This window comes from Pseudomonas sp. Tun-23181 (assembly GCF_057415455.1).
Genome location: NZ_CM171630.1, coordinates 940,591 through 954,129, shown reverse-complemented (window position 1 = coordinate 954,129; position 13,539 = coordinate 940,591). Strand labels below are relative to the sequence as shown.

At 64.1% G+C, this 13,539-nt stretch carries 12 protein-coding genes; all 12 read left to right on the top strand.

Annotated elements, in window-relative coordinates:
* Positions 1-2 precede the first annotated feature (2 nt).
* From ACDI39_RS04800 to ACDI39_RS04745, 12 genes are read left to right on the top strand one after another with little or no spacing between them, the layout of a single operon-like run.
* On the top strand, positions 3-344 hold the full coding sequence (locus ACDI39_RS04800) for a Gp49 family protein (protein WP_486537828.1): 342 nt from the start codon (positions 3-5) through the stop codon (positions 342-344).
* The gene (locus ACDI39_RS04795) at positions 341-1,039 is read left to right on the top strand and encodes a hypothetical protein (protein WP_486537826.1); all 699 of its coding nucleotides are present in this window, start codon (positions 341-343) and stop codon (positions 1,037-1,039) included. Before ACDI39_RS04800 ends, ACDI39_RS04795 begins: the two co-directional genes overlap by 4 nt.
* A 16-nt stretch (positions 1,040-1,055) precedes the next feature.
* Positions 1,056-2,051, top strand: a complete 996-nt coding sequence (locus ACDI39_RS04790; protein ID WP_486537824.1) for a major capsid protein — start codon at positions 1,056-1,058, stop codon at positions 2,049-2,051.
* Between the two features lie 10 nt (positions 2,052-2,061).
* A complete protein-coding gene (locus ACDI39_RS04785) occupies positions 2,062-2,454 on the top strand; it encodes a Bbp16 family capsid cement protein (RefSeq protein WP_253079988.1) in 393 nt (130 codons plus the stop codon).
* Positions 2,447-2,863, top strand: coding sequence for a hypothetical protein (locus ACDI39_RS04780; protein ID WP_486537822.1), 417 nt, complete (start codon positions 2,447-2,449; stop codon positions 2,861-2,863). Before ACDI39_RS04785 ends, ACDI39_RS04780 begins: the two co-directional genes overlap by 8 nt.
* Positions 2,864-2,916: 53 nt before the next feature.
* Positions 2,917-3,543 (top strand): phage connector family protein, encoded by a 627-nt coding sequence (locus tag ACDI39_RS04775; RefSeq protein WP_486537820.1) that lies wholly within the window; start codon positions 2,917-2,919, stop codon positions 3,541-3,543.
* On the top strand, positions 3,543-5,870 hold the full coding sequence (locus ACDI39_RS04770) for a phage tail protein (protein ID WP_486537818.1): 2,328 nt from the start codon (positions 3,543-3,545) through the stop codon (positions 5,868-5,870). Before ACDI39_RS04775 ends, ACDI39_RS04770 begins: the two co-directional genes overlap by 1 nt.
* Positions 5,851-6,327: a hypothetical protein gene (locus ACDI39_RS04765; protein WP_486537816.1), complete on the top strand. Its 477-nt coding sequence runs from the start codon at positions 5,851-5,853 to the stop codon at positions 6,325-6,327. Before ACDI39_RS04770 ends, ACDI39_RS04765 begins: the two co-directional genes overlap by 20 nt.
* On the top strand, positions 6,315-6,788 hold the full coding sequence (locus ACDI39_RS04760) for a virion core protein, T7 gp14 family (RefSeq protein WP_368816394.1): 474 nt from the start codon (positions 6,315-6,317) through the stop codon (positions 6,786-6,788). The genes ACDI39_RS04765 and ACDI39_RS04760 overlap by 13 nt, the downstream gene beginning before the upstream one ends.
* 2 nt (positions 6,789-6,790) lie before the next feature.
* Positions 6,791-9,217, top strand: a complete 2,427-nt coding sequence (locus ACDI39_RS04755) for a hypothetical protein (RefSeq protein WP_486537814.1) — start codon at positions 6,791-6,793, stop codon at positions 9,215-9,217.
* On the top strand, positions 9,214-10,968 hold the full coding sequence (locus ACDI39_RS04750) for a hypothetical protein (RefSeq protein ID WP_486537812.1): 1,755 nt from the start codon (positions 9,214-9,216) through the stop codon (positions 10,966-10,968). Before ACDI39_RS04755 ends, ACDI39_RS04750 begins: the two co-directional genes overlap by 4 nt.
* A complete protein-coding gene (locus tag ACDI39_RS04745; protein ID WP_486537810.1) occupies positions 10,968-13,535 on the top strand; it encodes a hypothetical protein in 2,568 nt (855 codons plus the stop codon). Before ACDI39_RS04750 ends, ACDI39_RS04745 begins: the two co-directional genes overlap by 1 nt.
* Positions 13,536-13,539 lie beyond the last annotated feature (4 nt).

The following is a 13,539-nucleotide window of genomic DNA, read 5'->3' as shown; positions in this document are numbered from 1 at the left end:
CCATGAGCGACAACACAATCGAGCAAGAAATCCAGGCCAAGGGGCTCAACGCGCCACGCATTCGGCCGGCCGACATCGAGGCGAACATCCAGGGCGAGTGGTATTTCACCGCCGCCGACGGCGCCAAGGTGGCAGGTTCTCAGCCTCACCCTCTGGATTTGCTCACTTTCTGCGTGCTGGTGCTGCGCAACGGATTTACCGTCACCGGTGAGAGCGCCTGTGCCAGCCCTGAGAACTTCGACGCCGAGATCGGCAAGCGCATTGCCCGGGAAAACGCCGTGGCCAAGGTGTGGCCGCTGATGGGCTACGAACTGCGCAGCAAGCTGACCGGGGGTGAAGCATGAACCTCTTCATCCACGGCCGTCTCGGCCACTTCCTCATGAACGAAGCCGGCGCCGACGGTGCCGATGCGGGTGGTGGTGCTCCGCCTGCCGGTGGTGCCGAGGGTCAGCAGGCCGCAGCCCCGGCAGCTGACACCATCCTTGGCACCCCACCAGCAGGCGAGCAGGGCGCTGATCCCGCCAAGGCGGAAGGCGAGCAGAACAAGACCGACGACCAGACCGGCAAGCCCGTGGTGCCGGAGAAGTACGCCTTCGAGAACCTGCCCGAGGGCTACAAGCTCGACGAAGCCGCCACTGCCGAATGGTCCGGCGTGTTCAAGGAGCTGGGTTTCACCCAGGAACAGGTCGACAAGCTCGTCGCCATGGACGCCAAGCGCCAGCAGGGCATGATCCAGGCCTACCAGCAGCAGATGCAGCAGCACCGCCAGCAGCAACTGGGCGAGTGGGCGAGCGAGCTGCAGGCCGACCCCGAGTTCGGCGGCGCCAAGTTCGAAGCCAACGTCGCCATCGCCCAGAGAGCCCTGGGCGAGTTCGGTACCCCTGAGCTCAGCAAAGCCCTGGCCGAGACCGGCATGGGCTCCCACCCCGAAGTTGTTCGGCTCTTTCACCGGATCGGCCAGCAGTTGGCCGAGGGCCAACTGTCCCGTTCTGGGACGGGTCCGGCAAAAGAAATCACCATCGTTGACGCCTTCCGGTAAGGCCAAGGAGTAACCAGTGGCAATTCTCACCTCGACCATGCCGACGCTGATCGACAAATTCAGCCGGCAGGACAACACCCAGAAGATCATGAAGATCGTCGAGCTGATGGCAAAACAGAACGACATCCTCATGGACGCTGAATACATGGAGTGCAATGACGGCTCCAAGCACAAGACCACCATGCGCTCTGGTATCCCGGAGCCGGCATTCCGCATGTTCAACCAGGGTATCCAGCCGAGCAAATCGACCACCATCCCGGTGATCGACACCACCGGCATGATGGAGGACTACGGCCTGGTCGATAAGGCTCTGGCTGACTTGAGCGGCAATGCCGACGCTTTCCGGGCGTCCGAGAACATCGCGAAGCTCCAAGGCTTCAACAACAAGGCTTCTCGTTACATGTTCTACGGCAACACCGCGAGTGAGCCGCAAGCGTTCTTGGGTATGGCGCCGCGCTACAACGATTTGTCTGCCGATTCTGGCGAGAACGTTGTTGACGCTGGCGGTACAGGGTCGACCAACGCCTCGATCTGGTTCATCACCTGGGGTGAGCTGGCCACCCACCTGCTTTACCCGAAAGGCAGCGTTGCCGGTTTCCAGCATCGCTTCCTGGGCGAGGACACGGCGCGCGACGAGAACGGCGGCGAGCTCCAGGTCTACCGCGACCACTTCAAGTGGGACATCGGCATGTCCTGCCGCGACTGGCGCGCCAACTCCCGTGTCGCCAACATCGACGTCACTCAGCTGACCAAGGATGCATCGGCTGGCGCCGATTTGATCGACCTGATGATCGACGCCTACTACCGCATCCAGAACCCGATGCAGGGCGAGGGCAAGACCATCATCTACTGCAACCGCACCATGCAGACCTTCCTGCACAAGCAGGCGATGAACGCCAAGAACGTCAACCTCACCCTGGGTGAATACGCCGGCCGCAAGATCCCAGAACTCCTGGGCATCCCGATCAAGCGTTGCGACGCCCTGCTCAACACCGAATCCCGCGTGGTTTAAGGAGGCCATCATGCTTTTCGACGCGAAGAATCTCTTCTCCAATGCCCAGGCGGTAACTGCCACGGCGGCTTCCACCAACATCATCGATCGTGGCGACAACAAGGATGTCGGTGCGGCTGGCGATATCCCGCTGTGTATCCAAGTGACCGAAGCCTTCAACAATCTGACCAGCCTGGCGATTGCCTTTCAGACCGATGACAACTCGGCATTCAGCTCACCGAAGACGCTGTTCACCGTCACGGTTCCGCTGGCCGATCTCCAGCCGGGCTATATCGCACCGGTGATTGTTGTGCCGAAGGACTGCGAGCGTTATCTCCGACTCAACTACACCGTCACGGGCGACGCACCAACTACCGGCAAGGTAACCGCTGGCGTTGTCGCAGGAGTGCAGACCAATGGCTAAATACGAAGTGCTGGAGCGCTCTTTCATCAACGGACGGCTTTGCGAAAAGGGTGCGGTCGTGGAGCTGGAGGTCGACTCCCCCGGCACCAATCTAAAGCCCATTGGCGTGGCGCAGGTCGTCAAGAGCGCAGTTGTCGCTACCGGCGGCCAGGGCGGCACGACCCCAGCCTACACCGCCAAGCACATCGGTGGTGGTCGCCACATCGTCATCGACGCCAGCGGCAAGAAGGTCGGCGATTTCGTCGGCGCCAACAAGGAAGAGGCGCAGGCTGAAGCTGACCGCCTGATTGCCGGCGGGGCTCCGTACGTGAAGCCTGCCGATTCCGGCGCCGGCGGCCAGGGCGGCACGCTGGCGGGCGAAGGCGCTGCCGGCGATGAGAAAGACGACCCAGGCCTGCCGGACGCCTGACAAGCACCAACCCTCAAGGGCCCTTCGGGGCCCTTTTTATTGGAGCCGCATTCATGTCGTCTGTCGTGGAAATCTGCAACATGGCGCTGTCCCACATCGGACATAGCCAGCGCATTGACGACCTGGCCGAAGCCAGCCTGGAAGCTGAGCAGTGCAGTCTGTTCTACGAGCATGCCCGGGATTTCGTGCTGCGTGCTGATTGTGACTGGGGCTTCGCCACTGCCTTTGCGCAACTGGCCGAGGTCGCCACGAACCCAAACCCCGAATTCCCCTATGCGTATGCGGTCCCGAACGACTGCATGCGCGTCCGCCGCATCTTGCCGCCAGCATTCCCGCAGGGCTTTCTGCCGCATGACCGGTGCATGCCGGCAACGCCCGAAATCAAGTTCCGCATCATCAACGGCAGCAGCCAGCGGCTGATCAGCACCACGATCTCGCCCGCCACGCTGGAGTACACGATCAAGATCGAGTCCTCGGAGATGTTCGACCCGATCTTCGTCTCGGCGCTGTCCTGGTACCTGGCGTCGCTGGTCGCCGCTCCGCTGGCCAAGGACACATCCGTGGCCCTGAGCTGCTACCAGCAGTACCAGGGTGACGTGCTCCGGGCCGCCGCCGCTGCGCTCAACGAAGGCGCTGCGGAGCAGTGGCCGGAATCGTCCTTCATCACGGGGCGCTACTGATGACGGATATCCTCCAGCCCTCATTCAGCGCCGGTGAGCTGGCGCCGGCCACTCAAGCGCGGGCGGACCTGACGCGCTACTTCACAGGGCTCAAGACCTGCCGCAACTTCATGGTGATGCCGGAGGGCGGGGCCCGGAATCGTTCCGGCTACCGCTTCCTAGCCGAGACCAAGATCAGCAGCCGCAAGTCAAGGCTGATCCCCTTCCAGTTCAGCACCGAGCAGACCTATGCCATTGAATTTGGGCATCTCTACGTTCGGTTCTATACCAACGGCGGCCAGTTGCTGGATGGCGCCTCGGTCTATGAGGTGGCCACGCCATACCAGGAGCAGCACCTGTTCGAACTGTGCTTCACCCAGTCCGCCGACGTGCTGACCATTGCACACCCAAGCTACGAGCCGCGCGAGCTGAAGCGCCTGGGCGCCACCAACTGGACGCTGACAACCATCAGCTTCATGCCCAGCATCGCCGCTCCCACGGGCCTGACTGCGACACCGCTCACAGGCGGCAGCGGCGATACCACCACGTTTCGCTACGTCGTCACGGCAGTGGCTGCTGGGGAATCGGCAGAGGAATCCGTGCCTTCGGCGCCGGCAACCGTGGCTGCCTGGGACAACAAGTCTGGTGCCAATCTCAGTTGGAGCGGCGTCAGCGGCGCAGACCACTACAACGTGTACAAGGAGAACAACGGCTCCGGCGTCTTCGGCTTCATCGGCATGGCCACCAACACCGCGTTCACTGACCTCAACATCACCGCCGAGAAGAACGACACCCCGCCCAGCTACCAGAACCCCTTCGCCGACGGAAACAACCCCGGGGTGGTGGGCTACTACCAGCAGCGCCTGGTATTCGCCGCCAGCGAATCGAAGCCCCAGACCATCTGGATGAGCCGGGTAGGGGCCTTCAACAACTTCGGCTACTCCCAGCCGCGCAAGGATGACGACGCGATCGAGCTGACCATCGCCTCCAACCAGGTCAATCGGATTCGCTCCCTTGTGCCGCTCAAGGAGCTGCTGGTGCTGACGTCGGGCGCCGAAGTAACCATCTCCGGGGATGCGACCGGGATCAAGCCCACCAACGTGCGTGCCATCTTCCAGAGCTACATCGGTTCAAGCCCGGTCCCGCCAGCGGTCTACGGCAACACGGCACTGTACGTCCAGGCCCGAGGCCAGAAACTGGCTGACCTGGCCTATTCGTACACCAGCGATGGCTTCCAGGGCCAGGACCTCACCGTGCTGTCGTCCCACCTTGTGCGTGGCTACGAAATCACGGCCATGGCCCTGGCCCAGGTGCCCAACAGCGTGTTGTGGTGCGTGCGCAACGATGGCGTGAAGCTGGGCTTTACCTACCTGCCGGCCCAGGAGGTGTTCAGCTGGCACCGCCACGACACCGACGGCGCGTTCGAATCGATCGTCTCGATACCGGAAGGCGATGAGGATGCTGTCTATGCCATCGCGCGCCGGACCATCAATGGCGCGACTAAGCGCTACGTGGAGCGCCTGGCGTCCCGCGAACTGCGCCGCTTCGGTTCCGGCGAGTATTGGTTTGACCGAGCGTTCTTCGTCGACTCTGGGCTGACCTACGATGGCCGCCGGTCTGGCACTGCCGTGCTCACCGGCGGAACCGACTGGAAGTACCCGAACCCGCTGACGCTCACCGTCGGTACATCGACGTTCAACGCGGGCATGGTGGGGCGCAGCGTGATCCTGTACGGCGGCGGCACGCCCAGTCGCATTGGGGATCTGCTGACTGTGAAGATCCTTGCTTACACGTCGCCCACGGTGGTCACCGTTGAGCCACAGACGGTGGTGCCGGCGTCGTTGCGTGGAATCTCTGCCACCCGCTGGGGGTTGGCGGCCACGATGATCTCCGGCCTTGACCACCTGGAGGGCAAGACGGTCAGCATCCTGGCCGACGGCAACGTTGCGCCGCAGCAGGTGGTGAGCAGTGGCGCGATCCAGCTCGATGGACCATCCCTTGTGGTGCACGCCGGCCTGCCCATCGTGGCCGACTTCGAGACCCTGGACGTTGCGCTGCCGAACAATCCGGCGTTCCTGGGCAACCGCAAGCGGACCAACGAACTGACTGTCTTCTGTGAAGAGAGTCGCGGCTTCTGGGCCGGTTCAGACGCCGACCACCTGCGCCTGTACGAGTACAAGCAGCGATCAACCGAGAACTATGGCGAACCGATCGAGCTGCTCACTGGTAGGGCGCCGATGAAGATTCCTAGCCCGTGGGGCGACTCTGGGCGCGTCTTCATTCGCCAACTTGACCCTCTGCCGCTGTCCATCCTGGGAGTGATGACCAATGTCCAGGCTGGCGGCTGAACTCGTCCCCGTGCTGGAGGAGCACATTCAGGCCCTGCTGACCGACATGCGCGAGGCAGACCTGGTGGAGCTTCGAGCCATTCGCGGCTGGGCGCCAGAGCGCGAGGTGCGCCATGCCGTGTCCACCGCTTCGCATTGCGCGGCCTGTGTCGTCGGCGGGAAGGTTGTGGCGATCTTCGGTGACAGCCCGCATGACGCCGTGTATGGCCTGCCCTGGATGGCCAGCACGACCTGGATCAACCAGTACCGCCGTCAGTTCCTTGCCGAGTGCCCCCCGGTCATCGAGGGCATGCGCAGCCGGCACCAGGTGCTGCTGAACTTGGTGGATGTCCGCAACACCCTGGCCATCCGCTGGCTCAAGTGGCTGGGCTTCCAATTCCTGCCGGCGGTGCCCTACGGCATCAACGGCGAACTCTTCTACCCATTCCAGATGGAGGGCACTGCATGTGCGCAGTAGCTGCTATCCCGTTCATTGCCATGGGCGCCTCCGCGTTGATCGGCGCCCAGCAGGCGCAGCAGCAGGGCGCTGCTACCGCCGAGGCCAACCTGCAGAACGCCGCCTTTGCCGACGCGGCCGCCAGCGACGCCATCAAGCGCGGCGAGTTCGAGGCTGATCAGTCGCGAATCGACACCAGGGCCATGATCGGCGCCCAGCGTGCTGGTTTCGCTGCTAACGGCATCGACGTCAACAGCGGGTCGGCTGCTGATGTCCAGGACGATACGGCTGCCCTGGGCGAACAGGACGCCCTGACCATCAAGAACAATGCTGTGCGTGAGGCATGGGGTTATCGAACCCAGGCCCAGCAGAACCGGATGGCCGCGAGCAATGCTCGAAGGTCGGGCCAGGCCGGCATGTTCGGCTCCCTGCTCACCGCCGGCGCCCAAGGCGCCAGGGCATATGGCGCACTGAGGGGCTGACGATGGCTACCGTACCAACCTGGCAACGTCGGGTCGCCCAGCAGGGATTGCCGCAGGTCCGCGCCACGCCGCAGTTCGTCGACAACAGCGCGCTGCAGCAGGGCCTGCAGGATATTGGCAATGTCGCCGTCGACATTGCCGTGAAGCAGCGCGAGGAGGCGGACACCACCGCCGTGGTTGGCGCCGACACCAGCCTGTCGAAGTGGACCAATGACACGCTGTTCAACCAGCAGACGGGCGTCTACTCGCGCAAGGGCAAGAACGCCCTGGACGTCACCAACACGACGCTGGACGCTTATGACCAACAGGTGCAGGCAACGCTCGAGTCATTGACCAATGACACCCAGCGCAAGCGCTTCCAGGTCATCGCGGCCCAGCGCCGCGAGTCGCTCAACTCGAAGCTGAACCAGTACGAGTACGGCCAGATCCAGCAGTACCAGAACGACACGGACGAGGCTGCGCTCAGCACCGCAGTCGACACCGCCACGCTTAACTTCGCCGACCCAAACGAGATCGGCCGCCAGCGCCAGAAGGCTATGGCCATCGTCCAGTCGCAGGCCGAGCGCAATGGCTGGTCTCCTGAGCAACTCCAACAGGCCCAGACGCAGATCAGCAGCCGCATTCTTTCCGGCGCCATCACCCGTATGGCCGAGACGAACCCGGGGCAGGCCAAGCAGTATTACGAGGCATCCAAGGATGGGTTGGATGCCAGGGCGCAGATCGGCTTGAGTAGCACCATCGAACAGGCCTTCCGGCGCCAGGAGGCCGAGGCCAGGCAGCGCCAGATTGCAGCACGCCAGCTCCAGGCCATCGCCCGGGTTGAGCTCCAGTCCCGCGTGCAGGATGCTCAGGCCGCCTACCTGCAGGGGTATGAGTTCGACAACCCGCCGAACAAAGCCGAGTTCGAGGCTGCTATGGGTGCTGAAAAGGGCGCTCAGGCCTATGAGTCGTTTGCCAAGTACCAGGCCATGGCCCCAGCAATCCGTGAGTTCGCGACAGCTACCCCTGCCGAGCGCCAGGAGATTCTGGCCAGTTTCAATCCAGCCTCGGCACAGCAGCCGTCGCCCTTCTACGGCAAGCCCGCGCAGGGGATGCTGGAGCAGGGCAACATCGACCTGAACAGTCGTCCGCGCGTCAAGAATGAAGATGGCTCGATCAGCACCGTTCGCTCGATGTCAGCGAACTTCGATGGTCAGGAGGTCCTGATCCCCACCGTCAGCGATGACGGTCGGATCATGAGCGATCAGGAAGCGATCGACACCTACCTCAAGACCGGGCGCAACCTGGGCAAGTTCGACACGCCAGAGCACGCCACGGCCTACGCAGAAGCGCTGCACAGCGACCAGGCAAAGCAGTATGTCGACGGTGCGACAACGGTCGGGGCCGGCTTCAAGGAGGATGCGCAGCTTTACCGACACCTCGTCACAGTTGGCTCTGCGCTGATGAAACAGCAGCAGGAAGACCCTGCCGGCTACGTGGCCAAGTACAGTGCACCGGTGCGCGAGGCATTCGCCGCGGCCCAGCAAGCCGGAACGCCAGAAGCCTTCCAGGCCTATGCCGATGCTACGCTGGCCGAACAGCAGCGCCTGGGCGTGCAGTCGCCAAAGCTACTTCCTGATGCAGCGGCAGACCAGATCGCTGCCGGCTTCAACGCGCAAGTTGCTGGCGGGGAGAATGCCGCGACGTTGATCGAACAGCAGCAGGCTCAGTGGGGCAAGAACTTCCCGCTGATCGCTCAGCAGCTCGGCAAGAAACTGCCGCCCGAGGCCCAGGTTATCGCCACGTCCTTGCCCAAGGACCTTGCCGAGCGCATGGCTTCGGTTGCCAACTTGAGCGAGGCGGACCTTAAAAAGGGCCTGGACAAGGGTGTCGCATCTAGCGTGACAGAGGCAGTGCAAAGCGCCATGGGGCCTTTCGCGCAGTCGCTGCAAGGCCAGGCCGGCGGCATCAACACCTTCAACACCATGTTCGAGGCTGCCAACAAGGCGGCACTCTCCTATGTCCGCCAGGGCATGGATCCGCAGAAGGCCGCGCAGCGCGTGGTCGACGGGATGGTCAACGACAAGTACGACTTCTTCGATACATACCGCGTGCCGAAGGAGCTGAACACGGCCGCCATCAAGCGCGGCGCTGACTCAGCCCTGGAGAGCATTGGTGCCGCCGACCTGATGGCATTGCCTGGGCTGATCGGCGTAACCGATGAGACCAACTTGGAGCAGTTGCGCGAGGCGGTGGTATCTGGCGGTCAGTGGGTTCCGACCAATGATGAGTCCGGTTTGTCGCTGACGCTCAATGGCTACCGGGTCCTGGGCAGGGATGGCCGCCCGATCACCCGCACCTGGGATGAGCTGACCGCCGAGGGTCTTGCGCGGCGGGAAAGCAACGCTTCACGCATTGGTCGCGTGCGCGGCCTGGGGATCAACAATTGACCATCTACGCAGGCGACGCGCCGGCGCTTGACCGGCGCACGCTGCTCGATATCCCAGCCGACAGCGGGGATGTGTTCGGTGCAGCGTTCGACGAGGCCTTCTCGACCAACCCTAGTACCTCGGCCTTCCGCCTGGAAGAGCTTGCCCAGCAGCAAGAGGGGCGCGCCGTGGTCATGGGGCCCGAGTCTTATCTGGCACCCAATGCTGGCCGCCTGGAGCCTGAATCGCCACTGATCAGTGCCGAGCAGGCGCGCAACCAGGTGGCTGATGCTGGCCTCGACATCAAGATCCCCGACCAGGGTATCCGACAGGGAGCGCTCGATGTCCTGATCGAGCGTCACCGCGAACAGCTGGCGCGCCAGCAGATCATGGTCCGGGCAAACGGCGGCTCGCTCCCCACGAAGATCGCCGGCAGTCTGGCAGCTTCGCTGCTGGACCCGCTCAACATCGCATCGGCCTTCGTGCCGGTGATCGGCGAAGCGCGCTATGCGCGGTTGCTGGCGGGCGCGGCAACCCCTCTCGGACGTGCCGCGGTGCGTGGCGGGGTAGGGGCGCTGGAGGGTTCGGTAGGTGCCGCGATTCTGGAGCCGTTGCCGCTGCTGGCTGCCCAGGCCGACCAGACGGAGTACGGGTTGTCCGACTCCCTGGCCAACATCGCCTTGGGCGGCCTGCTCGGGGGAGGACTGCATTCCGTGGGTGGCGCGGTGACCGATGCGCTGCGCCGCCGGATAGCGACCGAAACACCCCAGGCCGAGACATCGCTGAACGCGGGAACAGCGGTGCGCGGGGCGGATCTTCCTCGCGATATTGATCTGGGCCGCCTGTTCGATGAGGACCCCGACGTGGCCTTGCGTGCCGGCATGGTCCGACAGCTGGAGGCTGACCAAGCCGCCCTGTATCGGTCGGCAGAGCAGCAGGCCCTGGACGAGATCCGCCCAGCCCTGACCGGCGAGCGAATCGGCAACATCGCAGACCTCAAGGCCGAGCGCATTGGCCTGGTTCAGCGGGTCATGGACCTGGACGGAGCATTTCGCGACCGCGCCAAGGCATTCCAGGCTCAGCGCATGACCCGCAAGCAGGCTGAGCGTGCCGCACGCGACTCGATCGCCGCCGAGCGCGAGCAGCTCCACGCACGCACGGCCGAGATCGACACGCTGATCGAGCGCAACCGCGCCGGCGAACTTGACCGGCGCGACCTTGGCCTGATCGAGCGCGGGCAGATTCCGGAGCGCTTGGCGCCACAGGTCCAGGCCCGGGCCCGACAGATCATGCAGGGCTACCAGCAGCGTCCGCTGGGCGCGGCCATTCGCACCGCTCGCGAAACCGCCGAGGGCGCCGACTGGACGATTCGCAATAACGCCCTGCGCGCCGCTGTGGCCCAAGCCATGACCGGGCGCGACATCGACGTGGCCAAGCTGTTCGAACTGGAAGAGCCGGCCAAGGCGGCCAGTGCATTGGAGTACCTGAAGCGCCCGCAGGCCCGCCGCGTTGATCCAGAGGGCCAGGCAGAGAGCCGGCGCATGGATGGTCAGGCCCAGATCGCAGACGACCTGGAGGAAGCCCGTGCAGCCCTGGCCGAGGATGAGGCGCTGTCCCGCGAGGTGCTGGATCAGTTGCCAGAGGACCAGCGCGCCCAGGTCATGGCCCTGGGCCGGGACGAAATGACCGCAGCCGATGCCGAGGCAGCGAAAGCCGAGCAATACGCCAAGGCCTACCGGGCTGCGGCCATCTGTGAACTGGGGAGAGGGTGATGGCACTTCCATCGGGTATCAGCCCATGTGCTGACGCGGTTCGTGCCGCAGCTGGCGACATGGAGTCGAGCGAGATTCAGGAGATCTTCCAACTGCTGCGCGGGCGAACCCAAGAGATCCTGGCCCGAGAGGGGGCGCTGAGTAGCGAGCAGGCCGCCCTGCGCGCCGCCGACGAACTGGCCAAGCAAGCCGAGCACGCCGCCATCATCGAGAAACGCAATGCGCTGCTGAACGTGCGCGCCCGCGCCCGCTTGGTGGCCTTTGTCCGCGACCAGTTCGCGGACCGCCCTGACCTGGGCGTCGAATCGTTCCTGGTAGGCACCAACCTGGCGCGGCAGGGCTCCCGGCTGTCGGTGGCCGCGGAGCAGAAAGCCTTGGGCGATGCCTACATTGGCGGCCTGCTGGCCGACCTGGACCGTGCCGACTTGACCGCCGTGCTTGCACGCGGCGATTCCGACCAGGACATTGCTGACGCCCTGTGGCGCATCGGCAAGGAGCTGGACACGAAAGACCTCAACCCGCAGGTCGTCGAGATCGCCAGGCTCATCCAGAAGTACCAGGAAGGCGCCCGCATCGACGCCAACCGTGCCGGGGCCAGCATCGGCAAGATACCTGGCTACATCACCCGTCAGAGCCACGACAGCGAGAAGATCGGCGCGGCCGGGTTCGACAGGTGGGCTCAGGAGATCATGCCGCGTCTTGATCCGGCTACCTTCCGGGGCGAGGGAGATCCAATGGTGTTCCTCAAGGGCGTGTACGACGGCCTGGTCTCGGGCGACCACCTGAAGTCGCAAACAGACGTGAAGCCCAGCGGCTTTCGCGGCCCGGCCAACTTGGCCAAGAAGCTGAGCCAGGAGCGCGTCCTGCACTTCCGCGATGGTGTGGCCTGGCACGAATACAACCAGCTGTTCGGTACCGGAAACCTACGCGAGGCAGTGCTGCGTGGTCTGGACCTGTCCGGGCAGAACACCGCCTTGATGCGCCGCCTTGGCACCAACCCGGAGGCCAACCTAAACATGGCACTGGACATCATCAAGGAAGATGTGCGCAAGAGCGGTGACCCGGCAGCCCTGGCCAACTTCAACACGGCGCGCCGAGGCGTGATCGACAACCGGTTCAAGGAGGTCAGCGGCCAGACCCGAATCCCTGGCAACGCCACCCAGGCCCGCGTGGCGGCGAACGTCCGTGCCTGGCAGTCGCTGTCCAAGCTGGGCGGCGCGCTGCTCTCCAGCTTCACCGACCTGCCGGTGGCGGCCAGCGAGATGAAGTACCAGGGGCGCAGCTTCCTGGGCAGCCTCGCTGAGATGGGCGCAGGCCTGTTGAAGGGCAGGGGTAGCGCCGAGCAGCGCCAGATCCTGTCGGCCTACGGCGTCTACGCCGACTCGATGCGGGGTGAGATCATGCGCCGCTTCTCGGCCGATGACTCGATCGGCGGCAAGATGTCGCGAGGCATGAGCCAGTTCTTCCGTCTCAACGGTCTTTCTTGGTGGACCGACGCCAACAAGGCCAGCGCCGGCCTGATGATGGCCCACCACCTGGCCCAGAACAAAGGCAGAGCCTGGAGCTCGCTGAATGCCGACTTCAAGCGCGCCTTGAGCCTGTACGACCTGGATGCGGGAAAGTGGGATCTGCTGCGCGAAATGGACATGCGCATGGCTGACGGCCGCGACTACATGACACCAGACGGCATTGCTGCGATCAGCGACGAACGCATCGGCCAGTACCTGGCAGAGCACAACCGACCGGTATCCGCTGGTGCGATCCGTGAAACGCGCCAGGACCTTGAGCGAAGCCTGCGTGCCTACGTCAACGACCGTGTGACCTATGCCGTGCTGGAGCCGGACGCGCGCACCCGCTCGATCATGAACCAGGGCACCCAGCCCGGAACCGTGCCGGGGGACCTGCTGCGCTTCATCACCCAGTTCAAGAGCTTCCCGGCAGCCTACATGCAGAAGACCCTGGGCCGCGAACTGTACGGCAGAGGCTACACGCCGACGGCGCTGGGCAACAGCTTCCGTGGCGGCCGCGACCTGATCCAGGCCCTGCGGAATGGCAATGGCGAGCGCTTGGCCTTGGCCCAGCTCATCCTGTGGACGACGGCTTTCGGCTACCTGTCGATGGCTTCGAAGGACGTGACCAAGGGGCGCGAGCCCCGCGACCCAGACGATTACAAGACCTGGCTTGCAGCCATGGTTCAGGGCGGCGGCCTCGGCATCTTCGGCGACTACCTGTTCGGCGAGGCCAATCGGTTCGGCAACACGGCGCTGGAGTCGGCAGCCGGCCCGGCCCTGGGCACCGCAGCAGACTTGATCAACCTGTGGGCCAGGGCAAAGGAGGGCGATGATACCGCTGCGTCGGCGCTGCGCCTGGCCCAGAACAACACGCCATTCATGAACCTGTTCTACACCAGGATCGCGCTTGACCACCTATTCCTATTCTCGGTTCAGGAGGCTTTGAATCCTGGCTCGCTACGCCGCACCGAGGAACGCATCAGGCAGCAAAATGGCCAGGAGTTCTTGGTTAGGCCGTCACAGAGTTACCAAGACCCGCTTGGAATTGCGCGCTAATCTA